Here is a 26,541-nt window from a genome sequence, read left to right as displayed (position 1 = left end):
CGCTCTCTCTTGACTGGCTTAGCTTAAGTTATTCATCTTCATCTGCATCATTTGCTTCAATGCCGGAGACGCGTCAGATTCTACGCCTTTACTCCATGCATCGCGCGCACCCTGCTTATCGCCTTTGCTCAGCAGCGCTTCACCGCGGATGTCAGCAACAATGGCCGTCCAGCCATCACCCTTCACACCGTCAAGGGTTTTAAGTGCCGCATCAGCCTGATTCTGTTGCAGTTGAATGCGTGCCAGACGCAGGTTGATCACCGCCTGCAGGTTGGCATCTTTCGTGTCTTTCAATCCGTTTTGCAGCAAGGTAGCGGCTTTGTCCAACTGATTGCTGTCAACATACTGCTTCGCCAGATCCAGTGCCGCCAGCGCGCCATACGTGTTGCTGTTTTCGCTGGCGAACGTGTTGACGGCTTCCAGGGTTTCTGGCTTTCCGGCCTGCATTGCGCTGGTGAGTTTCTGGTACTCAGCCGACACCGTTTTAGCAGAGTCCTGCTCATGGCTGGACCAGTAGCGCCAGCCACCTAACGCAGCAATACCGATAACGACGCCAACGACTAATGCTTTGCCGTTGTTGGCAAAAAAGCGACGCAGCGCATCAACCTGTTCGTTCTCATTGCTATACACTTCCACGCAATCCTTCTCCTTTCAATGGTTGTGCTATGACGCGCTTACTGTAACAGCGCGCGCAGTGCAGCCGCCGCATCTGCCTGCGCCAGCGTTTGCTGTTCGCCATTGCGCAGATCTTTTATCACGACCTGGCCTGCCTTCTGTTCATCTTCACCCAGCACCAGGGCAACGCGGGCGCCCCATTTATCCGCACGGGCGAACTGCTTCTTGAAGTTACCGCCGCCAAAGTTGGTCATCAGCTTCATTTCAGGCAACTGGTCGCGCAGTTTTTCTGCCAGCTGCATCGCCGCTGACTGAACGCCCTGACCTGAAGCGATAACATAGACATCGACATTGCGCGCGGGTTCAAATTCCGGATTCACCGCCTGCACTAACAACACCAGGCGTTCCATTCCCATTGCGAAACCGACACCCGGTGTGGCACGGCCACCCAACTGTTCTACCAGCCCATCATAACGACCGCCACCACAAACGGTACCCTGGGAACCCAGACTGTCGGTGACCCATTCAATCACCGTGCGGTTGTAATAATCCAGCCCACGCACCAGCCGCTGATTAACCGTGTAAGCAATACCCGCGTCGTCTAACAGCGCGCGCAGCCCGTCAAAATGCTCGCGTGACTCTGCATCCAGATAATCGCCCAACTGAGGCGCATCGTTCAGCAGCGTCTGAATATCAGGATTTTTACTGTCGAGCACGCGCATCGGGTTACTGTACATACGGCGCTTACAGTCTTCATCCAGCGCCTCTTTATGCTGTTCCAGAAACGCCACCAGCGCATCACGATAGTTGGCACGAGCTTCAGGCGAACCAATGGAGTTCAGTTCCAGTCGAACATGGTCGGCGATGCCCAACGCTTTCCACCAGCGTGCGTTCAGCATGATCAGTTCGGCATCGATGTCCGGCCCCTGCAGACCAAAGACTTCAACGCCTATCTGATGAAACTGGCGGTAACGCCCTTTCTGAGGACGCTCGTAGCGGAACATCGGCCCCATGTACCACAGACGCTGTTCCTGGTTATAAAGCAGACCGTGTTCGATACCTGCGCGCACGCAGCCCGCCGTGCCTTCCGGACGAAGCGTCAGGCTTTCGCCATTGCGATCGTCAAAGGTGTACATCTCTTTTTCAACCACATCGGTGACTTCACCGATAGCGCGTTTGAACAGGGGAGTTTGCTCGACGATAGGCAAGCGGATTTCGCTGTAACCATAACTCGCCAGCACTGACTTCAGTACATCTTCAACCCGTTGCCAGATGGCCGTATCCGCAGGCAGAAAATCGTTCATCCCGCGAATCGCTTGAATATTCTTCGCCACGTTAAAATCTCTTAATACAAAAAAACCTGTCCGGCATCATACCTCATGAGGATGAAACCGCACAGGCTCAGCTAAAAAAGTCATGCATGCCGTACACGCAAGGGATTATTTTTCCAGTTGCTGCACGTCAATACGACGGGTTTCATCCAGCATGGCCGCTTTGGCACGAATGCGCGCTTCCAGTTGATCGATCATATCGTCATTGTCCAGACGTTCGCGCTGGCGCACGCCATCTTCGTAGAAACCGCTTTTCTTATTACTGCCAGTCACGCCCAGCGTGGAAACGGTGGCTTCGCCAGGCCCATTCACCACGCAACCGATGATGGAGACGTCCATCGGCGTGATAATGTCTTCCAGTCGCTGCTCCAGCGCGTTTACCGTGCCAATCACGTCAAACTCCTGACGTGAACAGGTCGGGCAGGCGATGAAGTTGATCCCGCGAGAGCGGATGCGCAGCGACTTCAGGATATCAAAGCCAACCTTTACCTCTTCGACCGGATCGGCTGCCAGAGAAATACGCAGCGTGTCGCCAATGCCTTCGGCCAGTAACAGCCCCAGACCAATCGCCGATTTCACCGCACCGGCACGTGCGCCACCCGCTTCGGTAATACCAAGATGCAGCGGCTGCTCGATCTGCTTTGCCAGCAGACGGTAGGATTCAACCGCCAGAAAAACATCCGAGGCTTTCACGCTGACTTTAAACTGATCGAAGTTAAGACGATCCAGATGATCGACATGGCGCATCGCCGATTCCAGCAGGGCCTGCGGTGTAGGCTCACCGTATTTTTCCTGCAGATCTTTTTCCAGCGATCCGGCGTTAACGCCAATACGAATGGGGATGTTGTTATCGCGGGCGCAGTCAACCACCGCACGAATACGCTCGTTATTACCGATATTACCCGGATTGATACGCAGGCAGTCCACTCCGTACTCCGCGACTTTTAGCGCAATACGGTAGTCAAAGTGGATATCAGCCACCAGGGGGACGTTTACCTGCTGCTTAATCAGCTTAAACGCTTCGGCGGCATCCATCGTGGGCACTGAGACACGGACGATATCGACGCCTACGCGCTCAAGGGCTTTGATCTGATTGACCGTCGCGGCGACGTCAGTCGTGCGGGTATTGGTCATCGACTGAACGGCGATGGGTGCACCATCGCCAATGGGCACCTGGCCGACGTAAATACGTTTGGACTTACGGCGGATAATGGGTGCTTGGTTATGCATATTTCTTCTCCACAATTGCCCGGAACACGCGTTACGCTGTTATTGCGCACCCAACGTCAGGCGAGCAACCTGGTTATTACGGATAAAGCGACTTAAATCAACGGGTTTATTCTGATATTCAACATGAACGGCGGAAGGTGCGCCAATTTTCAGACGATACGGAGCCGTGCCTGACAGGCTCAGCTTGCCACCGCTGCGCTGGATACCGCTAAACAGTTTCTTACCCGTTGCATCGCTGACTTCCAGCCAGCAGTCGCCGGTAAAGGTCATCACCACGGCATTCGGATCCGCCGCCGGTTCGCTAACCGCCGCCGCGCCCACTGGCATCTGCTGCGCCGTACTTGTGCTGGCCGGTGCAGGGCTGGTCGTAGTCGGTGCCTGAGAAGGCGAAACAACGGCGTTATTCTCTTCCTGCTGGGCAGCAGCGGCAGTGCTGTTACTGTTTTCAGCAGGCGCTGTGCCGGTGGATTCATCGGCGTTCGCCGGTGTGCTGGCGGCATTATTGCTCAACGGCACGCTGGTGCTGTTATCGTTTGATGCACCGTTTGTCTGTCCCAGGGGGATAGACTGGCTGCTGTCGCTGTTACTGCCGTTTTGATCGGCCATCGACACCAGCTCATCCTGTGAGGCTTTATGGTTCTGCCACCACCAGGCGCCTGTCAGGCCGATCACGACAAAGACCACCAGCCAGGTAAAAATCATCAGCCAGCCGTCGCGTTTCTTACGCCGTTTGCCAAGGGAGAAGCTTTGCATCGGCTCAATTTTTGCGGCACGAACCGGCGTCTGCTTTTCCAACATCGGCAGCAGTTCCTCTTCAGGAATGTGCACCAGACGCGCATATGAACGGATGTAACCGCGCAGGAAGGTAGAGGCTAAATCCGCAGGTGATTTGTCTTCTTCAATATCACGTACGGTAGTAAGTTTCAGGCACAGGCGTTCAGCAACATGTTGCTGCGTGAGTCCCATTTGTTCACGGGCCAGACGCAGGCGTGTACCTGTGGAATGAACTGCAGAATTTTCTTGAGTGGCTTCAGTATTCATTAGCTAAATAACGCTGGTACTGTATCGATTGCGGAAAACGTCGCGCTAACTGGTCGCCATAACGTGAAACGTCTGCGGCATTTCCCTGTTGCGCGGCGAAACGTATGTGTAACGCCAGGCTGCGTGCCGTCTCCGGCAGCGGCTGGTAAAGCTCTAATAATAACGCTACGTTAGCCCACTGGTCATGTTCGACCGCGCTTTCAGCTTCGGCTAGTAGCGACGCTCCTTTACTCTGGTCCGCATCGAGCGCATATGACAAAGCAGCACGCGCTGCTTCTCTGTTTCCTGCCCGCAGATAACAATACCCCGACAGTTCATACGCATCGATACGGGCGTCTCCTTCCTGCGCACCCTTCGCCCGGATAAACTGTTGATGCGCTTCATCATACTGCCCTAAAGCGCAAAGAAACGCACCGTAATTGTTAGGGATGTAACCATTATGTGGCGCAATTCGCTGCGCATGCTGAAAATGATAATGCGCTGCGGCAGTGTGTCCCTGTCGCTGAGCCAGTCGGGCCAATGCCAGGGGCACACGGTAATCCTGGGGAGCGGCCGCCTGCGCCCGCAGGAGATTACGGCGCGCAGCAGGATAATCCTCTACCGCGAGGTAGTGCATACCCAGTTGCAAGCGAATCTCCGCTGCCCCCGGTTGGGTCGGCGAACGGACACAACCGCTTACAACAAAAACGGCCAGTAATGCCGTGCACATTCCTTTGCCCATCGCCTTTCCATCCTGTTATCGCTGTGGCTGGCAGCAGCCTGCCACGCAGAGACGGAATGGAAAACCCTGTTAGTCAGCCTTTCAGAGCGCCTTCACAGATATGGCTTCGCCCGCCATTTTCTTACGCAGGGTGCGTTTCGTACGGTCAATCACTTCACCGGCCAACTGGCCGCAGGCGGCATCAATATCATCCCCACGGGTTTTACGCACGATAGTGGTAAAGCCGTAATCCATTAACACCTTGGAGAAGCGGTCAATACGACTGTTCGAACTGCGACCATAAGGTGCACCGGGGAAGGGGTTCCATGGAATCAGGTTGATCTTACACGGCGTTTCTTTCAGCAATGCCGCCAGTTCATGCGCGTCATCGGTGCTGTCGTTGACATGATCCAGCAACACGTATTCGATCGTGACGCGTCCCTGGTTCGCATTGGACTTACCAATATAACGTTTGACCGCCGCCAGGAAGGTTTCAATATTGTATTTCTTGTTAATGGGTACGATGTCGTCACGCAGTTTGTCGTTTGGCGCATGCAGCGAAATCGCCAACGCAACGTCGATCATGTCGCCCAGCTTGTCCAGAGCAGGCACAACGCCCGAGGTCGACAGGGTGACACGGCGTTTTGACAAGCCAAAACCGAAGTCATCCAGCATGATTTCCATGGCCGGAACCACATTGTTCAGGTTAAGCAACGGCTCACCCATGCCCATCATCACCACGTTGGTGATAGGACGCTGACCGGTCACTTTGGCCGCACCGACGATTTTTGCGGCACGCCAGACCTGACCAATAATTTCTGACACGCGCAGATTGCGGTTAAAGCCCTGCTGCGCCGTCGAGCAGAATTTGCATTCCAGCGCGCAACCCACCTGAGAGGAGACACATAAGGTGGCGCGATCCCCTTCCGGGATATACACCGTTTCAACCAGCTGATCGCCGACGCGAATAGCCCATTTAATGGTGCCATCCGTCGAGCGCATCTCTTCAGCCACTTCCGGGGCGCGAATTTCGGTGAGTTCCATTAACCGGTTACGCAGCTTCTTGTTAATGTCGGTCATCTGCTCGAAATCATCGCAGCAGTAGTGGTAAATCCACTTCATCACCTGATCGGCACGGAAAGGTTTTTCACCGAGCGAGACAAAAAACTCACGCATTTGCTGACGGTTGAGATCCAGCAAATTGATTTTTTGGCTTTTGGGTGAGACGGAAATAGGCGAGGTGGACGCGGACGTCACAATCTGTTCGGACATAATGTTCTCTGGCCTCGTTGTTACACGTTATGGCGCTGTTGGGAAAAGAAAAAAATTGCGCCTTCACTAAGCTGGCTCAATGAAGGCGCAATATTGTACAACATCTGCTGCCTGATAACAGGCTAGAGTTGCCCGTGTTCAGCAGATTTTTGTAAAGCCCTGTACGCGTCAGTCGTTAAGCAATTAACGGGTGCGCGGGCAGATTTCGTTTTCGCCGAAGAAATAGGCAATTTCACGGGCGGCTGATTCGGCAGAATCTGAACCGTGGGTTGCGTTCTCGGTGAAGCTGTCAGCGTAGTCTGCACGCAGTGTGCCAGCCAGCGCGTTAGCAGGGTTCGTTGCACCCATCAGGTCACGGTGACGCTGAACGGCATTTTCACCTTCCAGAACAGAAACCACAACCGGACCAGAAGTCATGAATTCAACCAGACCGTCGAAGAACGGCTTGCCCTGGTGCTCTGCGTAAAAACCTTCAGCCTGCTCTTTGCTCAGCTGCAGCATTTTTGCGCCAACGATTTTGAAGCCTGCGCTTTCAAAACGGTTGTAGATGGCACCGATCACGTTTTTAGCGACGGCGTTTGGCTTGATGATAGAAAAAGTACGTTCGATTGCCATGATGACCTCTGTCTTGACGTTCTGAAGAAACCGAGGGCGCGCGCCCCGGCTAAGAAACGGCGCCGATTATAGGGGTTGAGTGTGACGTTGCCTATCACCGAACCCATAATTTATTGAAAAATCTTGATCTGAGTCAGGGCCAATACTTTTCAACTCTGATTTAGCGCAAAAAACACTCACCCACGGGTAAAAACGACAGAGGTCAGCTGACCAGCCTCATCCATGACCACCAGCTGATAGTCCCCTGCCCGATCAAGAGATAGTGACAGGGTGCCGTTCTGACTTTGCGTTTCGAGCGGCTCGCCGTTTAAAAACCACCAGCGCTGAACGCCCTGACCGCCCTGCACCGCCACCGGTATCACCAGCGTGGTAGTGCCCGGCAGCGGCTGAACGCGCTGTCCGTCAATAAGGCCAGTCACAATCAGCGGCGCGCTACTGCCCTGCTGCAAGGGTGGACACCGGGGATCAACCGCCGGTAAGCGCTGCGCCCGACGCTCCTGCGGCGGCAGCCAGGCTTCCAGCGGCAAAGGCCACGCCAGACGTTCATGGCTGATGGCATGCGGGCAATCCGCCGCAACCCGTAATCCCTGCTCGTTCTGCCAGTAATGCAGGTGCAATCCGCTCAGGCTTTCCTGCCCCGGTGCCAGCAAGGTCGGCGGCAGCGTGTCGTTCAGCACCCAACTCTGCCGCCGTTGTCGGCAGTTCTCGTCTCCCTCAGGCAGCGGCTGCCCGCCAGGCCAGCAGATGCCTGCCACGCTGACCGACGCCGGTCGCGGATCGGTGGGGATGGCCCGGCCAGCCAGGCGGTTCATCAATACGCTGTTAACCTGATTCATGACGGGAACCGCAGACGCGAAACCAAACTGCCCTGCAACCGGCGTTGCATCCGGTCGTCCGACCCAAACGCCAGTCAGATAACGCGGATTGATTCCCACGGCCCACGCGTCACGGTAGCCGTAGCTGGTGCCGGTCTTCCATGCCAGCGGTACCACCGCGGGCGCGCTGCCATCACCCGCAGGCTGAGCCTCACCGCCCAGAATACGGCGGATAATCCAGGCCGCACCGGGCGAAAGCAGTGGGCGTTCCTGTAAGGGCTGGTCTGCCATCCAGCGCAGCTGACCGGCGTTGCCATGTCGGGCGAAGGCGCTATAGGCGGCCACGATATCATCCATGCGCGCTCCGGTGCCGCCGAGAATCAACGACAGGTTAGGCTCTGCACCCGGTGGAAAACGCAGATTTAGCCCCACGTTGCGCAGGCGTGCGGCCACATTTTTCGGGCCCAGCGCCTCCAGCAACTGCACGGCGGGCAGATTGAGCGATCGCACCAGCGCCTCGCTGGCGCTGACCGGGCCATGAAAACCGGTATCGAAGTTACCGGGACGGTAATCGCCAAAACGACGCGGAACATCCTGCAGTAAAGACTCGGCATGGATCAGCCCCTCGTCCAGCGCCATGCCATAGACAAAGGGTTTCAGGACCGATCCCGGCGAGCGAACGCTGGCAATCATATCCACATGACCAAAACGGCTGTCGTCGCCGAAATCGGCGGAACCCACGTAGCCCCGCACCGCCATAGTGGTGTGATCCACCACCAGGATCGCCAGTGAGGTGCGCGGAGGAAGTTGGTTTTTCACATTCAGCGCCATGCTTTCCAGTTCGCGCTGCAGCGACGGATCCAGCGTAGAGACGATTTTATCGTGCGTAGTCATCGATAGCAGTCGCCGCGCCAGTAATGGCGCCATCTGCGGCATCTGGCGCGGCGGGAGCCAGACCGGCTCCTGGCGGATTTCAGCGACCTGTCGGGTCGACCAGACATGATACTGCGCCAGCCGATCCAACACCTTATTACGTGCCGCTTCTGCCCGCTCAGGCCAGCGATCGGGCCGCAGACGGCTGGGTGCCTGTGGCAATACGGCCATTAGCGCCGCCTCGCCCCTTGTCATCTGTGACGGCGCTTTACCCAGCCAGCTCCAGCTTGCCGCTCCAATCCCTTCCAGCGTGCCGCCAAAGGGCGCACGATTGAGATAAAGCGTTAAGATATCGGATTTAGAGAGATGCCACTCCAGTTGCAGCGCGCGCCATGCCTGAATCAGCTTGCCGCGCAGCGTTCGCGGCTGTGGGTCGATGATTCTGGCCACCTGCATGGTTAAGGTGCTGCCCCCCGAAATGACGCTGCCATGACGCAAGTCCTGCCAGGCCGCGCGAAGCAGGGCGAGCGGATTGATACCGGGATGGTACCAGAACCAGCGATCTTCATAGGTCAGCAACGCCTGTATGTACGTCGGCGACACGTCAGCGGGAGTGACCGGATAGCGCCAGATGCCCTGGTTGTCAGCGAAGCGCCACAGAGGTGTGCCGTCCTCGGCGACCACCACACGTGCCGGCTGAACCTCTTTAAGGGGCAAGGGGAATAACCGATCCAGAATCAGCGGGATAAGCAGCAAGGCCAGAATAAACAGCGGCAGGACGACCCACCGCTTTTTGATGTGCCTGTTTTTGATCACAACCCGGCCCGGCTACTGTTGTACATGCAGCTGTTGCGGCGTAGCTCCAACTGCCCGCCACTCAGGTACGTACATCGATTCCACCTGCGGTGGCGGCATATGGTAGCTGCCCGGCGTCACTGCGCGCGCCAGATACATCAAGGTTGCAGGACGATACGTATCCACCGCCAGCGCGGCAACGAAGCGATCGTCACGGAACTCAATATGCCGGATGTTGGCCTGCTGCATATCCATCATGCTCTCTTTTAACGCATCCGCACTGTCACCCAGGCTGGCACTGCTGTCTGCCAGATTCTGGTTTTCCAGCTCCAGTCCGGCCGGTAACAGATCCACCACCAGCGCATCGCTGATGCGGCGTTTCGCGGCCACGGTAAGACGGACAACCAGCAATTCACCGCTGCGCAGATTATTGAGATCCGCCGGTTTACCGTCCAGGGTGAAGTACTCTCGCTTAACGGACAGCATATGGCTGACCGGATTCGGCGGCGTCAGCGGATAACCCACCACATTCAGACTGCCATACAGCGGTGCCGAGCCAGGATTGCTCACGTCAACGCCTTGCGCCAGCTGTTGACTATCCAGCCCTTTATTCACAGGCCCACTGCTGCTTACGGGCGGTTGATGCCCCTGTAATATCGCCTGCCAATCCTTACCCTGTGCGGTTTGTAGCGTGCGCGCCGCCAGGTAAAGCGCATTATTCTCCTGTGTTGAGAACCAACGTTTGCCGTTCAGCTCTTTCGACAAAGAGAGCAGCAGGCTGTTTTGCAGTTCCGGCTGCAGCTGATATTCCGCTAACAGCGCGATCATCATTCCCTCATCGCGCACCGTGCTGCCGTAGTCGCCAAACCAGCTGCTTTCAGGTCGTGACAGCGTGGCGCCCTGCATCACAGCCAGCGGCGAACGCTGCCCATCCCCCATCAGCTTCAGCGCGACGCCCAACTGCATCAGCGCCAGCCCCGATTTGGCCTTGTCACGCTTTTCGTAAAGCGCACGCAACGCACCCAGTGGCGCCCGCTGCTGACGCGCCAGCACCAGGCCGGCATAAGCCTGAACGCTGAAACGCAATGCATCGGTGTCGGCACTGCCAGCGGCGGTGATTTGTGAAGGGTCCTGTAAATATCGCAGCAGCCGTGCGTTAGCCCGATCAATTACGTCAGGGGGCAAGGCATAGCCCGCTTCGCTGGCGCGCAGTAAAAAGTCAGTAACGTAAGGTGTGAGCCAGAACTCCTCTTCACTCTGCTTACTCCACAACCCAAAGCTGCCGTCAGCACGCTGCATCCCGGCCAGACGGGCGATGCCGGTGTCAACGGCGGCCCGACGAACGTCATCACTGCTGGTTTTTATTCCCATAGCGCTGAGCTGCGCCTGACTGGTATAGAGTGACGGCCAGAGACCGCTGGTGGTCTGCTCCAGACAGCCATAGGGATAGGCATAAAGCGCACTGATATAGCTGGCGATATTTAACGGCGGACGATTACTCAGGGTCAGTTGTCCACTCAGGGTTTCTGCATCCAGACCCGCAAATGCCGCCGCCGTGACCTGCCAGGGGCGATCGTGGTCAATTACGGCGGCAAAATTGAGGGTTTGCGCAGGATAAGGCGGCCTGACGCCAATCTTCCACGTCTGCTGACTGGGGCGCACCGTCTCCCCGGGCAGGTTCAGTCCTGAAATCTGCACCTGCACTTCGCCGTCACCAAACCCGGTTTTCGCCGTCACGGGCACCTGCAGGGTGGTCCTTTCGCCTTTTGCCAGCGTCACATTTTGTGTGGCCGCGCCCGACAGTTCTGTCAGACCTTTGGCAGTCAAATCGACCTTCAGCGTTTGCGGCAGATCCGTCAGGTTGGTGATATCCAGCGCCAGTGACGCGCTGTCGCCGCTGGCCAGAAAACGCGGCGTAGCCAGCTCGCTGACCAGCGGTGCAGCCACCACCAGCTTACGTTCGGCAGCGCCAAAGCTGTCATCACTCCAGACCTGCGCCATTAAGCGCAGCTCGCCGTTAAAGGCCGGAATGGGCAGCGTAATGGCGCCCTTGCCGTTTTTATCCAGCGTAACGGCCTGCAACTGCTGCGCCACGATATTGACGTGGGTGACCGGTTTTTTACCGCCGCGCGTCATGGATTCGTCTTCACCGTCCCCGCCAAAGCGCAGAGCGGCCAGCCGTCCCCCACCGTCAATCAGTTGACCAAACACATCGTACTGATCGACGTTATAACGCTTGCGACCAAAAAAAGCCGTCCAGGGATCCGGGGTTTTATAATCCGTTACGCTTAATACGCCGCTGTCCACCGCTGACAGCAGGACCTGTACCTTGTCAGGCAGCGGGCCGCCTTCACGGCTGGCCTGAACCTTCACCGTCAGGTTCTGCTCAGGACGGACCTTATCGGGTGCGTCCAGCGTCAGCGTTAACCGTCGCGCCTCGGTCGCCATCGGCAGATGTAACAGTCCGACCGCCCGTTTCGGCGTGGCGCCACTGGCCTTGTCCCCTTCCCGCACCACAATGGCACTGAAATAGAGATCGTGACGCTGCCAGTTGTCCGCGATCGGCACGTCCACCTGGGTTCCACCCTGCGGCACCGTTAAGGGTTGCCACCAGAGCGTCCCGCTACTGGATTCCACCATCAGATAGCCTTTCCCGGCCGTGGGCGATTCGACCTGCAAATGGACGGTTTCACCCGGCTGATACGCGGCTTTGTCCAGCTTCAGTTTGACCTGGTCCGGACGCAGTGCGCCCGTACCATTGGTATTATCCTGCCAGTCATAGCCCGCCTGAAAACGCACGCTGCTGATGATTTTTTCACCCGACTGGACCTCAAGCCGGTAGCTGCCCCACTCAACCGGGAAGCTGACCCTGGTGCTGCCGTCAGCGGGAATGCTGACAGATTGCTCATCTTCCTGCAGGTCTTTGGCATCGTAACGTGACTGCCAGCCTTCACTGTCAGAGAAGCTCCAGTAGTAGTCACGCCGTTCACGAATTAAACGTACGTCAAGCTTATCTGCCGCCAGCTTAGCGCCCTGACTGTTGGCATAAACAATATCGAATTCTGCCGGGCTGTTTTCCGGCACGGTCGGCTCATCGTGATAGCTGTCACTGCGGTAATCGTAAACCGACTTGTTGCCAAACAGCGGACGGATACCGGGCAACGCGTCCGCTGGCCAGATGGCCTGAGTAGCACGTCGGGTGACCGGACGACCGCCGGTTTCCAGCAGGCTGGCCTGCAGTATCAGGTTCAGCGGTGAGTGAAGCTGATCCCACTGATTATCCACGGTCAGTTGCGCCTTGCCGTTGGCGTCAAGCTTAAGATCGACATCGTCCAGACTGCGCTTCAGGCCCTGTTCGGTGATGTCACCAAACTGGTAGCCCGGCAGCGCAGCAACCGCCTCACGGGCCGGACGCAGATAGAGCTGTCCCTGCAGCTGATTCCCTGCCGCAGGGGCACCATAAAGATAGCGCCCCTCAATGTCGAACGTAACATCGGCGTCCGCTGGCTGGGGTTGTTCATCGTTTTTCAGCGTTAATGCCATGCGCTCAGGCAGAAAATCCTCAACGCGGAAATGCCACTGTCGCAGCTGGTTATCACCGGTATTCAGCCGCAGCATCCAGCCGCCGGTCATCGCCGAAGCCGGTAAAGCAAACCGCTGCTGATAGAAACCGTCCTGCGGCTGCCAGACCACCGTGCGCACTACTTCGCCGTCGGGCTGTACCAGCTCAGCCTTAACTGGCTGGGCGGGTAAAGGCTTGCCGTCCGCATCGCGCAGCAGCGCATTGACGATCACCGTTTCGCCAGGCCGATAAATATCGCGTGGGCCGAAGACGAAGAGCTGTTTGTCATAGCCTTCGGGCCCCGCTACGGGGAATTCGGCTAAATCCAGAGCCGGACGCGCCAGGTCGATCAGCGAGGTTTGTTCGCCCTGCATGGCCAGCAGGAACTTGCCTTTTTCGTCTGCATTAAGGCGCAAATGACCGCTGCTGTCGCTGGTGCCGCTTTGCAGCACCTGGCCTTTATCATTCAACAGCCTGATACTGACGCCGGAAAGCGGTGCGCCGTTTTCCAGACTCTGTGCGAAGAGTTCAAACTGGGTGGGAAAGCGGTGCAGCGACAGGCCGATATCGCTCAGGGTAAACAGCGTTGCAGGCATGCTGTAGTGATAAGTGCCCGCCTGCTTCATCACCGCCAGATAAACCCCTGGCTGCTGAAGCGGCTTAATGTCTTTCAGCGGCAACTGCAGTTTTTCCCGCGTGTTACGGGCCGGGTTGAGTTCAAAGCGGCCGGTATACACCAGTTGGCTGGTTTTCAGCAATTCCTGAGATTGCCAGGTAGACAGGTTGTTACCGTAATTCCACTGGGAAAGGAATTCCGCCAGGCCCGCATTTTTGATTCGGAAAAAATCCACATCTACCTGGTCTACGTTCAACGCCAGCACCGGCAGCCCCTGAGCGATACGCAATGGCAACAGGGAGCCTCGGCTGGCAAAGCCCACCATCGGCTCAATGTCGCGGGTAGTGATTTTTTTGCTGTAGGCCATTGTCAGGATCTCACCGCTGGCGGCGCGCAAGCCCGAATCGACGGTCACGGTGAACTGACGAGAGGGGTCAGGATGGCGAAAACGCAGGGCTTTACGGTTGCTGGAAAGCTCCCAACCACCATCGACTTTGCCGCGTTTATCGTCGGTCAACCTGACCTTTTGCGCCAGATCCTGTTTGTCATCCAGCGGCTGATTAAAGGTTAAAACCAACGCCGCCGCGCCATCAAGCTGTAATTCAGAGAGATCGATAACGGTGAGCGGTTTGCTGGCCTGCGCGCTGGCGGCAGGCGTTTCAGCGCTAACGGAAAAAGCAGGTAACGTGGCGACAGACAGCAGCGAACCACCGATCAGCATGCTGAACAGCAGCCGGTTAATGCGTTTTTTCATGGTAAATCCTTCACCGGGCCCCAGGGGAATTGTTTTGTAACGCTAAACGATTTCACATTTTAATCAACCCTCCCTTGAGATGGTGCGCACATTACACGACACTGGCATGACAGATTGCAGAGAAGAGGTTGTTATGACGACGCCACTGTTTGTGACCGCCGACTGGTTACAAGAACACTACAACGATGAAACGCTGCAGGTACTGGACGCACGTATGCTGCCGCCTGGCATGGATGCGGTTCGCAATATCCAGGCTGAATACCTGGCGGGTCATTTACCCCACGCACCTTTCTTTAATATTGAAGCACTTTCCGATCACACCAGCCCCTATCCACATATGCTACCGCGCGCTGAAAGCTTTGCCGTGGCGATGCGCGAGCTGGGCATCAGCAGTGATAAACACCTGATTGTTTATGATGAGGGCAACCTGTTTTCTGCCCCGCGCGCCTGGTGGATGCTGCGCGCTTTCGGCGTGGCCCAGGTTTCCATTCTGGCGGGCGGTTTGCAGGGCTGGAAAGCCGCGGGCTTTGCGCTGGCAGAGGGGGAGGTGAACCTGCCTGAGGGCGAATTTGAGGCTGAGTTCGATGACGGACTGGTGAAACGCCTGACTGACGTGCTGTTAATTAGCCATGAAGGCGGCGCACAAATTGTGGATGCCCGAGCGGCTAACCGCTTCAATGCTGAAGTGGATGAGCCGCGCCCCGGCTTACATCGTGGGCACATTCCCAACAGTCTGAATCTGCCATGGAACGCGTTGGTTGAGCAGGGAAAACTGAAGCCGGCGTCCGAACTGCGCGCCCTTTTTGCTCAGGCGGGCGTGGACCTGTCGCAACCCGTTGTCGCCACCTGTGGCTCAGGCGTTACGGCGGTCGTGTTGATTCTGGCGCTGACGTCGCTGGGCGTTCGGGAGGCTACGCTCTATGACGGTTCCTGGGGCGAATGGGGAAGCCGGGACGATTTGCCGATTGCGAAATGAATCAGGGAAGCGCGGCCGGTGAGGCCGCGCGCAGGATCAGAGTATACGCTGACCGCCTTTGAACTCGCGCAGGAAACTCCCCCAGCGACGTTCATAAAATGGCGTAATGTGGGCGGTAAAGAAGTGGCTGATGCCGCGATCGTCTGCCGTGACCTCGCAAATATCAATGGGTGCATCATCCAGTAACGTGTCGCTGGCGACGCTGCCAGCGGCCTGAATAATGGCCTCAATATCGCTGTCCGCTTCAATCCCAATCAGCAGGTTGGGTTGCTCATCCGCGCGTTCACGAATGCTGGCAACAAAGGCGCGTTTCACCTGCTTATATTTACTGAGCAGCTGGGTCAGAGAGTCAATCATCTGGGCAGGCGGTTCTGCCACTTCCGACAGCAGCAGTGACTGACCGCCTTCCAGCACGCTTTGCTGAGTGAGTGCACTGCCCTCTTCGCCCAGCAGATGGCTGATTTCCGCTGCCGAGAACTCTTTTCCCGTCGGCAGTTTTGGGTTCAAAAACAGGGTTTCGCCACGCGTCATTTCAAACAGGGTGCGCACGGGTAAACGTAAATACGCCTGTTCGCGCTCAACGGCTTCGCTCATCGCCTGTTCGGAGGTAAAAAACGGAATGACGCTGCTGCCATCCTCTTTTTCCCAGTGCTGGAGATCCACCGGCGTACTGGCATCCAGTTGCTGGCTGGTGCTTTCGCCGGGCACCCAGACGTCAGCTTCCAGCAACAGCTGGAAAAATTCAGGCCGGTGAGCAGGCTCGGTGGCGGCCAGCTTCAGCACCTCTTCAAGACGGTTCATAGTTTACTTCTACCTTGATAAAGCGGTGACCAGGTCACCGCTGGATTGCGCTTATTTCAGTAACAGGTTGGCGAGGGTACGGACCCCCAGACCGGTTGCACCGGCAGCCCACTGATCGACCGCGCTTTTGCGATAGGTCGCTGAGCAGTCAATATGTAACCATCCCTGCTGATAGTGGCTGACGAAGTACGACAGGAACGCGGCCGCGCTGCTGGCACCCGCCGAATGCGCCGGACTGGCAATGTTATTCAGATCGGCAAAGTTCGACGGCAGATGGTTGCGATGGAATTCCGCCAGCGGCAAACGCCAGAAAGGTTCGTTTTCGCTGACTGCGCTGCCCATCGCCGACTGCGCCAGGCCATCGTCAAAGGTAAACAGCGCGTGATAATCATTGCCGACCGCCGTCTTCGCGGCACCGGTCAGGGTGGCCGCATCGATCAGAAGCGTCGGGTTCTGCTCGCTGGCATCAATCAGGCCATCAGCCAGTACCAGGCGACCTTCAGCGTCGGTGTTCATCACCTCTACCGACTTGCCGTTGCGGTAGCGAATGATATCGCCCAGTTTAAAGGCATTGCTGCTGACCATGTTATCCGCGCAGCAGAGGTAAAGTTTAACCCGCTTATTCAGCCCGCGCGCGATCGCCAGCGCCAGCGCACCGGTAACAGTGGCCGCGCCGCCCATGTCCGACTTCATTGAGTCCATGCCAGCGCTCGGTTTCAGGCTGTAGCCGCCGGTATCAAAGGTAATGCCTTTGCCCACCAGACAGGCGTAAACAGGTGCCTCGCTGTCTCCGGTTGGGTTGAAATCCAGCGCCAGAAAGACCGGCGGGCGGTTAGAGCCGCGACCGACGGTGTGCAGGCCCATGTAGCCTTGTTCGCGTAAGTCGTCGCCTTTGGTGATGCGATAGCTGACGGCCTCACCACCCAGCTCACTAAGCAGGTCAATGGCGCTGTGCGCCAGCGTTTCCGGGCCCAGATCGTCTGCTGGTAAATTAATGGTGTCGCGCACCCAGCCAACAATTTTACGGCGGCGATCGAACTCCGCCTGCTCGTGTTCACCCAGTTGCGGCCAGTCCACCTGGTTTTTGCCCTTAGGCCCGCGATAACCCTGCCAGAATGCCCAGCACTGCTCAAGGTGCCAGCCTTCGCCAGCCAGTGACACATGACGAATGCCCTGGCCATCCAGTTTACGGGCGGCGCGTTGAATGGTCATCAAGGCATCCGCTTCACGCAGGTGCAGGGTCATGCCGTTATCATTGCTGCTTAACAGCGCTTTTTCGCCCCAGCGCGCATCGGCGGGCTGGCTGCTGAGCGTAATATTCATCGGTTGTGTATTCATTGTAGGGCTCCGTATTCGTTATTCGTTTCATCCAGCCTGTTTTAAGACGGCTTTTTCATTCAGATGTTACGCTGCACGCCGCAGATGTTGTCAGCGCACAGTTTGTCAGCCTCGGCTGGCAAATGCATCATGAGTTCATGAGTTCATGAGTTCACGCAGGCGCGTAACGGACTTCTGCACCAGCGCGATGGCATAATCGATCTCGTCTTCCGTGGTAAAACGCCCCAGCGAGAAGCGAAGCGAGCTGTGTGCCAGCTCTTCGTTCAGGCCAAGCGCACGCAGGACATAGGAGGGTTCAAGACTGGCAGAAGTACAGGCCGATCCAGACGACAGCGCAAGATCTTTTAACGCCATGATCAATGACTCACCTTCAACGTCGGTGAAACTTACGTTGAGAATGTTGGGACAGCTGTGCTGCAAATCGCCATTTACGCTGACGCCGCCGATCTGGCGCAGCCCCTGCCACAGCCGATCCCGAAGGGCAGACAAGCGGGCCATCTCTTCTTCGCGAACGTCACGGGCAATGCGATAGGCTTCACCCATCCCCACGATCTGGTGCACAGGTAAGGTGCCCGAACGCATATTGCGTTCATGGCCGCCACCATGGATTTGTGCATCGATCTGAACGCGCGGCTTACGGCGCACATACAGCGCGCCGATCCCTTTGGGGCCATATACTTTATGGGCGGAAAAGGACATCAGATCGACAGGGAGTTCACTCAGATCGACAGGGAGCTTACCTACACTCTGTGTGGCATCAACATGGAACAGGATGCCACGTTCGCGGCAGAGCGCGCCCATCGCGGCGATATCCTGAATCACGCCAGTTTCATTGTTCACGTGCATGATCGACACCAGAACGGTGTCTTCACGCAGTGCAGCGCGCAAATTCTCAATCGCGATCAGACCATTCGCGGCGGGCGTCAGCCAGGTGATGTCAAAGCCTTCACGTTCAAGTTGCAGGCAGGTATCAATCACCGCTTTATGTTCGGTTACGCTGGTGACGATATGCTTGCCGCGTGCCTGATTGAAATGGGCCGCGCCTTTAATGGCGAGGTTGTCGGATTCTGTGGCACCGGAGGTAAACACGATTTCACGCGGGTCAGCGTTCACCAGCTCTGCCACCTGATTACGCGCAACGTCTACCGCTTCTTCAGCCTGCCAGCCAAAACGGTGTGAACGAGAGGCCGGGTTACCAAACGTGCCATCCAGCGTCAGGAATTGCATCATTTTGCTGGCCACACGCGGATCGGCCGGGGTGGTTGCGGCGTAATCCAGGTAAATCGGTAATTTCATTGCGCTACAGCTCCGTATAGAAAATCATACGTATTTATAGCAGATTCAGCCCCTACCGCGTTAGCAGTAAGGGCCGGAGAAGAGGAGGATTACGAGGCGCGAAGATTGACGTTGATTTCCTGAGCACGGGCGTTCTGGAAACGGCGGTTGTCATTGGCGTTCTGACGGTCGGCCACGTCCAGGATTTCCTGATTATTCACCAGCTCAGCCAGCGTAATGTTGTTCAGGAACTCACTAATGCGCACACTCAGATCGCGCCACAGGACATGAGTCAGGCAGCGTTCGCCGCCCTGGCAGCCTTCTTTGCCCTGGCACTTAGTGGCGTCCACGGACTCATCGACCGCCGTGATCACTTCACCCACCGCAATCGCGCTGGCTTCTTTACCCAGCAGATAACCGCCACCCGGACCGCGGACGCTTGCTACCAGACTGTGTTTGCGTAAACGCGAGAACAGTTGCTCCAGATAGGAAAGCGAAATGCCCTGGCGTTCAGAGATGTCAGCCAGTGGAACCGGGCCCTGGTGAGAGTGAAGGGCAACATCCAGCATGGCGGTGACAGCATAACGTCCTTTGGATGTCAGTCTCATAGCATACAACCTCAATAGCGTCCGGTTATCGGAGGATTAGCGAAGATGGCAACAAGTCTGACATTCCTGAGTAATTTGGTCAACTATTTAACCAAGTAAATTACTCAAGTATTTAACCTGGTAATTTACTCAACTATTATTCGCCGTCCGTTCTGGTTCCTTTTCGCTTCTCGAAAGACGAGAGCATACCGCGCAAAATATTGAGCTCATCGCGTTCAGGACGGGCGCGCGTATACAGACGACGCAGTTTGCTCATGACCTGGCCCGGGTTGGCTTCACGGATAAACCCGCTTTCCAGCATCATGTTTTGCATGTGCAGATAGAAGCGTTCCAGATCATCCACTAGCGGATAAGGGGAAGCGTCGTACTGTGGTTTTGGGGTTTGGGTCTCTTGCGCCTGAAGCCAGGCCATACGCACTTCATAAGCAATAATCTGCACGGCCATCGCCAGATTCAGCGAGCTGTATTCCGGATTCGCCTGAATGGCCACGTGGTAGTGACACTTTTGCAATTCGTCGTTTGTCAGTCCGACGCGTTCACGGCCAAACACCAGCGCGACAGGCGCCTGCTGCCCTTCTTCAATACTTTTCACGCCGCATTCGCGGGCGTCCAGCATCGGCCACGGCAGAGATCGCGAGCGGGCGCTGGTGCCGACCACCAGACTGCACCCGGCAATCGCTTCATCCAGGGAGTCAACAATCTTTGCCTCACCGATAACATCACTGGCACCCGCTGCCAGTGAGATAGCCTGGGAGTCTGGCTTCACCAGCGGATTCACCAGATAGAGGTTAGTTAACCCCATGGTTTTCATGGCGCGCGCTACGGAGCCCATGTTGCCGGTATGAGAAGTTTCCACCAGCACGATACGAATATTTTGCAGCATAAGAGTTGGGATCGGTCAGAAAATGATGACGCGTACTCTAACATAAAGCAGGACATTTACCGAACACCCTGCTATACTCCGCGCCGTTTTCCCCGTTCTTTAACATCCAGCGAGAGATACCGATGCATCCAATGCTCAACATTGCCGTGCGCGCAGCGCGCAAGGCCGGAAATTTAATTGCCAAGAATTATGAAACCCCGGACGCTGTCGAAGCCAGCCAGAAAGGCAGCAACGACTTCGTAACGAATGTTGACCGCGACGCAGAACGCCTGATTATCGAAGTCATTCGTAAATCTTACCCAAAACATACCATTATCACTGAAGAAAGCGGTGAGCTTGAGGGCGAAGATCAGGATATTCAATGGGTAATCGATCCGCTGGATGGCACCACCAACTTTATTAAACGCCTGCCCCACTTCTCTGTTTCTATTGCCGTTCGTATTAAAGGCCGTACGGAAGTGGCTGTCGTTTACGATCCTATGCGTAATGAACTGTTCAGCGCCGTACGCGGACAGGGCGCACAGCTGAATGGTTACCGCCTGCGCGGCAGTATCGCTCGCGATCTGGATGGCACCATTCTTGCCACCGGTTTCCCCTTTAAGCTCAAACAGCACGCCCCAGCTTATATGAACATCATGACGAAGCTGTTTACGCAGTGTGCCGATTTCCGTCGCACCGGCTCCGCTGCGCTGGATCTGGCGTACGTCGCCGCAGGCCGCGTTGATGGCTACTTTGAAATTGGTTTGAAACCGTGGGATTTCGCGGCGGGTGAACTGCTGGTGCGCGAAGCGGGTGGACTGGTCACTGACTTCACAGGCAACCACGGCTACCTGCATTCAGGCAACATTGTTGCCGGTAATCCTCGCGTGGTGAAATCGCTGTTATCAGCGATGCGCGAAGAGCTGAGCGAAGCGCTGAAGCGCTAAAAGAAAAGGCGGCACGATAACGTGCCGCCTTTTTTATTGCTGGGTTAGCGACGTTCGTTCGTTAACACCTGACGTGGCTGAGTACGACGTCCTACCATTCCCATCACGCCTGCCAGTACCGCTTCAATAATCAGGATAAAGAATGCATACCAGCTGGCTTTCGCGGTTGCTTTCGCCGCCTGCTCGCCGGCTTCACGCGCTTTCTGCTCTGCCTGTTTTTTCAGTTCCTGATATTTCTGCATAGCCTGTTGATAGCTTTGTTCTGCCTGATTGACGATCTGTTCAGCTTCCTGATCGCTTTTTCCGGTCCGTGCTTTAATAATATTTTTTAAAGCATCACGATCGGCGGCCTGTAACGTATCTGAATGACGCGCAATAACGCCTTTAAACCAGTTTGCTAAATCTGTGTCTGCCGTTTGTGGGTGATTAGCCGTGTTATTTGCCTGATTCTCGGCATTCTGCGCTTCATTATTAGCATCCTGCTTCAGCTTTTCGGGTTGTAATTCGGGCTTACCCGTTTGACGCAGCGTCGTTTCCAGTTCTTGCTGCATATTGTCTAAATTAATATTGTTTTGCTGCAGTTTCTCTTTCGCCATTTGGGTAACCGATGGCGCAGCGGCTGAAATACCACTGCCGACCGCCTGAAAACCGCTACCAAGAATATTCATGGCACCGCCTAACACGCTGCTGGCAAGGCTGACAGCCAGATAAATAGTTAACACGGTGCTAATACCAAACATCAGCAATCCATGCAGTGCGCCTTCGCGCTGCGCCAGACGTCCGGCAACGTAGGCACCGGCCACGATGGCGAGTAGCATTTCTATGGCCGTCCAGACCAGCGCCCCGGTGCCCAGATGTTTAAAGGGGTTGTCTTCCTGTAAAGGATCAATCGTGGTAGCACCAATTGCCGTTCCCAACAAGGTTAATAATATATGAATTATCAACGCACAAATAACACCGGCAAAAACGGCACTCCATGAAATACGTTTAAGGGGCACACCCGCTGTTCCAGTTACCAGCGGATCGTTATAGCCATTATTAATACGGGTATCAGCCATGAGATATTTTCCTCGCAACACACGGTCGTGCCGTTTTTTATTCATTCCCAAATTGGGAGTGGGTTTAACTATTAACAGCGTAGACAGTGAAAACAAATTTCACCACTAAACAGTCAGCAGAAAAATAAAAAATAGTGAGGAAAAAAATGTAAATTCAGCAGCGGAAAACAACTTCCGCTGCTACAGGAATTAAAAGGGTCGGATACCGCCGGTAAAACCAGGCTGAGCAGACTGCCAGAGCGCACAGCCCACAACAATCAACGTCAGGCTGCCTACTAACGCCAGCACAGGCAACAGGCTGCGCGCACCTTTACCCACCTGGCTGTTCGCGCCCAGGCGTTGCGCCAGCGCGCGGGAACGCTGCACCAGTAAGCCAATGGCAGAAATGGTCAGGGCCGTCCCCACCGCCATAACGGCGGCAGAAAGGACGCCCCACAGATATACACCAATCACTTTAGAAAACAGCAGCATCATGATCGCGCCTGAACAGGGACGCAGCCCCATGGAAATCACCACCAGCAGCTGCGTTTTGCCATTAACGGCGCCCGCCATTTGCTGTGCGCTGGGCAAATGCGCATGGCCACAGCCACAGTGTTCATCATGCTGATGATGAGGACGCAGCGCATGAATCCTCATTGTCGGCTGAGGACGCAACAGCAGCCAAAGCGCCTTTATCGCCCGGTAGCCTATCCAGATACCCAAGGCAATAACCAACACATAACTGCTCTTCTCCAGCCAGAAACTACTAAGGTGCAGCTGCCGCGATGAGGTTTTCAGCACCACCAGCATCAGCGTGACCAGGATGATAGCCACTGAGCCCTGTAGCAACGAGGCCAGTAGCGTGAGTTTCATGCTGGTTTTGAGTTTTGCCGGATGCGTTGCCAGAAAGGTCGTGATCACGACTTTACCGTGACCTGGCCCTAGCGCATGCAGCACGCCATAGATCAGGCTGAATGCCAGTAACGACAGTCCGGCATGATGAGGCTGCTCGGCAACCTGCTGCAGGAGCTGGGTCATCTGGCGGTGCAGCACTTTTTGCCAGAGCACGCTTTGCAGGAGTATCTGGGGCCAGTGTAGCCAGATGGCCGCGCCCAAACTAACCAACCCTGCCGTAAACAGTGCCAGCGGCCACAGACGTTTTTTGGCGTGGGTCGTGAGCGTCAGTGACATGTCAGTATCACCGTTTGTGCAAACTGCCTTCCCAGATCCATATCCTCGGGCGGTGCATCAGCCTTGTCGAGCGAAAGCGCATACTGTTTCAAAGAGTCATCCGGTTTGGGCGTATGTAAGGTGAAGGCACAGCGTGACTGTAAAGATTGCGGTACAGTTAACGCATCAGGTTTGTCGTAGAACATATCCACAAAGTAGGTCGGATCGAAGGTTAAAATCTCAAAGCGTTCATTTTTGAGTAAAGGCGGCTCGGCCAGCGGTAGAACAAATTCCAGTACCGCCTTATTGCCGCTGCGCGACAGATTGTACTCGGTTGGTAAATTCAAGAATTTCACCCGCTGCTTGTTATGCCAGATTTCAGAAAAGTAATGCTGTCCCAGCACGTTCGCCATCACTCCCGCTGCCAGCTTTTTCCATACCACCGTCCCCGGTTTGGCATCGCTCGCGTCATACAGCAGGTCGGCGGAGGTAATCTCATCCATGGTCCACGTCATTTTCAGGCCGGTAAAACGATCGTCCTTCGTGACCAGCTCGGTTTTCATATCGATAAAGCTGTGTGGATGTGCCAGCGCTGACGAACTGACCAGGGTAAATAGTGCAAAAAATATGCGTCTCATAATGTTATAAAGTAACGTTCCTGATGAAAAGGTTTCTTAAGTAACAAAATTTTGTGACCCGCCTTAAACCTCTGAACAAAAAAACGGGTAAACCGTTCAAGGGTTCAGGAGGTTGACTATTCTTAGCTAAAAATAGCCAGCTGGAATAATGATTGATGAGTTCTGCTACATCTTCAGCACCACTCTTCACCGGTTCACAGCGTCGCTGTCATCTGTTGTTGTTGCTGTTTCTGCCCACTCCCGCCCTGACGCTTAAAAGATTAAGCCTGCTGAACGGAGTGGACATCGCCACCGCGAGACAGGACATCGCGGAAGTAGGTGACGAGATTCAGCGCTATCATCGACTGGAACTCCATCAGATGGTGGATGGCAGCCTGCGCATTCATGGTACAGAGCTGGATCGACGCATTTGCTTAATCCATAATTTGCGACGCAGCCTGCGGCTGTCGCAGGCCTTTGTCTGCGAGCATTTTGCCGCGCCCTTACGTCTGCGTCTGAAGCAGATGAAAATTGAAAAAGCGCTGTACGATGAAACCAATTTACAGGCGCTGATCCAGCACTGCAGCCTGTGCCTTAATCGCCCGTTCAGCACGCGCGATCAACTGTTTTTACAAATATTTATGAAATACGGCCTGTGCCAGCGCCAGCCTGCGATCTTTACGGCGCAGCAGCAGGCATGGCTGTCAGCGAAAGCAGAACGTCAGGCCGCAAAAGATGTCATTCATCACTGGCAAAAGCGCTGTCATCTGACGCCGGACGCCAGCGAAACGGATTTCTGGACGCTGTTATTCAGTCTGATCCATTTTCCGGACGCCAACCGTGTCGACCATCCCAGCGAGCAGCGACTGATGCGCGCCACACAGCGGCTCATTGATGATTTTGAGCACGTCGCCGGCACCACTTTTCATGACCGCAGCGAACTCCAGCAGCAGTTATATACCCACCTGGCACAGGCGCTGGATCGCACCTACTTTACAATGGCTATTGATGACAGTGTGGCACAAGACGTAACCAGGCTTTATCCGCGCCTGCTGCGCACCACACAGCAGGCACTGGACGGTTTCGAGCAGACATTTCAGGTTCAGTTCGCGCCTGAAGAGGTCAGCCTGGTGACGGTGATTTTGGGTGCATGGCTAATGCAAAGCAGCGCATTGCAGGAAAAACAGGTGCTGCTGCTGACCGGTGACGATCCCGAACTGGAACAGGATGTCGAGCAGCAAATCCGCGAGATCACCTTGCTGCCTGTTAACATCACCTATCAGCGCGTTGAAGATTTCCAGCGCGACGGCGCACCGCGCGAAGTCGATGTCATTATTTCGCCCTATGTCACCTCGCTGCCCCTTTTCTCTCCCCCACTTATCCACGCCGAACTGCCGCTGACTGAATACCATCAGCAGCGCATTCGCTATTTGCTGGAATCCTGACGCGGCCGCAGGAACAGGGCGGGCAGTGCCACCAGCGCCATCACCCAGAAGAGATGACCGTGCAGGTGAGTAAAGAGTACGCCGCAAATCATGGTCATGACGGCAATTCCGCCGCCCATTGCCAGCGCCGAATAGAGCGACTGCAAACGGATCACATCCGCCCCCTGCCGTGAAGCGATAAAGCGCATGGCGGCCAGATGGCATACCGTAAAGCTACCGCAGTGGAGGAGTTGCCCCACAATCAGCAGCGGCAACGCGGTGCTGGCGCCGAGCAGGCCCCAGCGAACCAGCGCACAGATGCCTGACAGCAACAGTAGATCCTGTGCGCGCCAGCGGTGAAACAGTCGATGGCTTAAGGCAAACACCACGATTTCCGCTACCACGCCCAGCGACCACAGATACCCCACTACCGATGCAGAATAACCGCTCTCCTGCCACCAGATGGCGCTGAAGCCATAATAAGCCGCATGCGCGCCCTGTAATAACGTCACGCACACCATAAAGCGCCAGACCGCGTTTTCCTTTATCAGATCGCGCCAGGCCTGCCAGCCTCCACCGACTCTGCCCTGCCTTTCGCTGCCCTGGGGATGGGTACGCGGGGTAAGCAGCATTCCTGCCAGCATACTGACCAACCCAACCGACAGCAGCATTAAGATCGCCGGCGAAGAGAAGGCGCTCACCAGCATACCGGTCAGAGCTGAGCTGATCACAAACGCCAGCGAACCCCACAAGCGAACGGGCCCGTAGGCAAGGCCAATTTGCTGCGTCCAGGTGGCGGCCAGTGCATCGCTTAAAGGAACCAGCGGCGAGAAAAACAGGTTAAAACCGGTCATGACTAACAGCAGCCACATCCACTGCTGCCCAACCCAATAGCCCGCCGCAATAAAGCAGGTCAGCAGGGCCAGCAGGCGTAATGCCGTAATCAGTTGTCCGGGATTTTTAACCTGAGAGGCAATGAATAAGCTGCCCACAAAGCGCGCCACCATGCCGCACCCCAACAGCAGGCCAATTTGTTCAGCATTCAGGCCCACACCTTTGAGCCAGACGCCCCAGAAAGGAAGATAAATGCCGTAGCAGAAAAAGTAGGTGAAGTAGCTTAGTCCAAGCCACTTGGCGGAGCCGATTGCCATGTTCCCTCCAGCAACGATGCTTCCAGGCAATGATATGGGGTCGTTACTTTGTCAGAGCCGGGTTATGCAGGCAATAAAAAAGGATGGCCATGGCCATCCTCTTGTCAGACTGTGTT

At 55.8% G+C, this 26,541-nt stretch carries 21 protein-coding genes; 3 read left to right on the top strand and 18 right to left on the bottom strand.

Annotated features, from left to right (window positions below; all coding sequences use genetic code 11):
- Nucleotides 1-18: 18 nt before the first annotated feature.
- The 9 genes from GKC68_RS06280 to GKC68_RS06240 all read right to left on the bottom strand — a co-directional run bounded on the left by GKC68_RS06280 (nt 19) and on the right by GKC68_RS06240 (nt 14,219).
- Nucleotides 19-636, bottom strand: a complete 618-nt coding sequence (locus GKC68_RS06280; RefSeq protein ID WP_028725190.1) for a YfgM family protein — start codon at nt 634-636, stop codon at nt 19-21.
- A 38-nt stretch (nt 637-674) separates the two neighbouring features.
- Nucleotides 675-1,949: a histidine--tRNA ligase gene (gene hisS, locus GKC68_RS06275; protein WP_028725191.1), complete on the bottom strand. Its 1,275-nt coding sequence runs from the start codon at nt 1,947-1,949 to the stop codon at nt 675-677.
- 105 nt (nt 1,950-2,054) lie between these two features.
- A complete protein-coding gene (gene ispG / locus GKC68_RS06270) occupies nt 2,055-3,176 on the bottom strand; it encodes a flavodoxin-dependent (E)-4-hydroxy-3-methylbut-2-enyl-diphosphate synthase (RefSeq protein ID WP_014594315.1) in 1,122 nt (373 codons plus the stop codon).
- 39 nt (nt 3,177-3,215) lie between these two features.
- Nucleotides 3,216-4,217, bottom strand: a complete 1,002-nt coding sequence (gene rodZ / locus GKC68_RS06265; RefSeq protein ID WP_110956486.1) for a cytoskeleton protein RodZ — start codon at nt 4,215-4,217, stop codon at nt 3,216-3,218.
- Nucleotides 4,207-4,938: a type IV pilus biogenesis/stability protein PilW gene (gene pilW / locus GKC68_RS06260; protein WP_342656680.1), complete on the bottom strand. Its 732-nt coding sequence runs from the start codon at nt 4,936-4,938 to the stop codon at nt 4,207-4,209. Before pilW ends, rodZ begins: the two co-directional genes overlap by 11 nt.
- An 81-nt stretch (nt 4,939-5,019) precedes the next feature.
- The gene (locus tag GKC68_RS06255) at nt 5,020-6,189 is read right to left on the bottom strand and encodes a bifunctional tRNA (adenosine(37)-C2)-methyltransferase TrmG/ribosomal RNA large subunit methyltransferase RlmN (RefSeq protein WP_013026737.1); all 1,170 of its coding nucleotides are present in this window, start codon (nt 6,187-6,189) and stop codon (nt 5,020-5,022) included.
- A 183-nt stretch (nt 6,190-6,372) separates the two neighbouring features.
- Entirely contained in the window at nt 6,373-6,804 is a 432-nt protein-coding gene (ndk, locus tag GKC68_RS06250) for a nucleoside-diphosphate kinase (protein ID WP_003848684.1), read from the bottom strand.
- 176 nt (nt 6,805-6,980) lie between these two features.
- The gene (pbpC, locus tag GKC68_RS06245; RefSeq protein WP_058706582.1) at nt 6,981-9,308 is read right to left on the bottom strand and encodes a peptidoglycan glycosyltransferase PbpC; all 2,328 of its coding nucleotides are present in this window, start codon (nt 9,306-9,308) and stop codon (nt 6,981-6,983) included.
- 12 nt (nt 9,309-9,320) lie between these two features.
- On the bottom strand, nt 9,321-14,219 hold the full coding sequence (locus GKC68_RS06240; protein WP_342656679.1) for an alpha-2-macroglobulin: 4,899 nt from the start codon (nt 14,217-14,219) through the stop codon (nt 9,321-9,323).
- Nucleotides 14,220-14,352: 133 nt separating this feature from the next.
- Between GKC68_RS06240 and sseA the strand changes: the two genes are divergently transcribed.
- Nucleotides 14,353-15,195, top strand: coding sequence for a 3-mercaptopyruvate sulfurtransferase (gene sseA / locus GKC68_RS06235; RefSeq protein WP_264252618.1), 843 nt, complete (start codon nt 14,353-14,355; stop codon nt 15,193-15,195).
- A 36-nt stretch (nt 15,196-15,231) separates the two neighbouring features.
- On the opposite strand, the gene sseB is transcribed toward sseA, so the two are convergent.
- The 5 genes from sseB to trmJ form a co-directional block, all read right to left on the bottom strand.
- Nucleotides 15,232-15,996 (bottom strand): enhanced serine sensitivity protein SseB, encoded by a 765-nt coding sequence (gene sseB / locus GKC68_RS06230; protein ID WP_058706580.1) that lies wholly within the window; start codon nt 15,994-15,996, stop codon nt 15,232-15,234.
- 51 nt (nt 15,997-16,047) lie between these two features.
- The gene (gene pepB / locus GKC68_RS06225) at nt 16,048-17,334 is read right to left on the bottom strand and encodes an aminopeptidase PepB (protein WP_028725199.1); all 1,287 of its coding nucleotides are present in this window, start codon (nt 17,332-17,334) and stop codon (nt 16,048-16,050) included.
- A 135-nt stretch (nt 17,335-17,469) separates the two neighbouring features.
- Complete coding sequence (locus tag GKC68_RS06220) at nt 17,470-18,630, bottom strand: IscS subfamily cysteine desulfurase (protein ID WP_058706579.1); 1,161 nt, start codon at nt 18,628-18,630, stop codon at nt 17,470-17,472.
- 89 nt (nt 18,631-18,719) lie between these two features.
- Complete coding sequence (gene iscR / locus GKC68_RS06215; RefSeq protein WP_028725201.1) at nt 18,720-19,217, bottom strand: Fe-S cluster assembly transcriptional regulator IscR; 498 nt, start codon at nt 19,215-19,217, stop codon at nt 18,720-18,722.
- 136 nt (nt 19,218-19,353) lie between these two features.
- Nucleotides 19,354-20,100, bottom strand: coding sequence for a tRNA (cytosine(32)/uridine(32)-2'-O)-methyltransferase TrmJ (gene trmJ, locus GKC68_RS06210; protein WP_028725202.1), 747 nt, complete (start codon nt 20,098-20,100; stop codon nt 19,354-19,356).
- Nucleotides 20,101-20,222: 122 nt separating this feature from the next.
- Between trmJ and suhB the strand changes: the two genes are divergently transcribed.
- Nucleotides 20,223-21,026: an inositol-1-monophosphatase gene (gene suhB, locus GKC68_RS06205; protein ID WP_028725203.1), complete on the top strand. Its 804-nt coding sequence runs from the start codon at nt 20,223-20,225 to the stop codon at nt 21,024-21,026.
- A gap of 44 nt (nt 21,027-21,070) precedes the next feature.
- Here suhB and GKC68_RS06200 read toward each other — a convergent pair whose 3' ends face one another.
- The 3 genes from GKC68_RS06200 to GKC68_RS06190 form a co-directional block, all read right to left on the bottom strand.
- Nucleotides 21,071-22,084: a YrzE family protein gene (locus tag GKC68_RS06200; RefSeq protein ID WP_028725204.1), complete on the bottom strand. Its 1,014-nt coding sequence runs from the start codon at nt 22,082-22,084 to the stop codon at nt 21,071-21,073.
- 189 nt (nt 22,085-22,273) lie between these two features.
- Nucleotides 22,274-23,254 carry a nickel/cobalt transporter gene (locus GKC68_RS06195; RefSeq protein ID WP_089528095.1) on the bottom strand — a complete coding sequence of 327 codons (981 nt, stop codon included), beginning with the start codon at nt 23,252-23,254 and terminating at the stop codon, nt 22,274-22,276.
- On the bottom strand, nt 23,245-23,871 hold the full coding sequence (locus GKC68_RS06190; protein ID WP_058706577.1) for a DUF1007 family protein: 627 nt from the start codon (nt 23,869-23,871) through the stop codon (nt 23,245-23,247). The genes GKC68_RS06195 and GKC68_RS06190 overlap by 10 nt, the downstream gene beginning before the upstream one ends.
- Nucleotides 23,872-24,026: 155 nt before the next feature.
- On the opposite strand from GKC68_RS06190, the gene csiE reads away from it, so the two are divergent.
- Nucleotides 24,027-25,295: a stationary phase inducible protein CsiE gene (csiE, locus tag GKC68_RS06185; RefSeq protein WP_064365776.1), complete on the top strand. Its 1,269-nt coding sequence runs from the start codon at nt 24,027-24,029 to the stop codon at nt 25,293-25,295.
- Here the strand turns inward: csiE and GKC68_RS06180 are convergent.
- The gene (locus tag GKC68_RS06180; RefSeq protein ID WP_028725208.1) at nt 25,277-26,425 is read right to left on the bottom strand and encodes a 3-phenylpropionate MFS transporter; all 1,149 of its coding nucleotides are present in this window, start codon (nt 26,423-26,425) and stop codon (nt 25,277-25,279) included. The two genes, csiE and GKC68_RS06180, sit on opposite strands and share 19 nt — an antisense overlap.
- Between the last annotated feature and the right edge of the window lie 116 nt (nt 26,426-26,541).

The organism is Pantoea sp. RSPAM1 (genome assembly GCF_038816185.1).
Lineage (GTDB): Bacteria > Pseudomonadota > Gammaproteobacteria > Enterobacterales > Enterobacteriaceae > Pantoea > Pantoea ananatis.
Note: the sequence above shows the minus strand (reverse complement) of the source record. Positions and strands in the feature narration are given on the sequence as shown.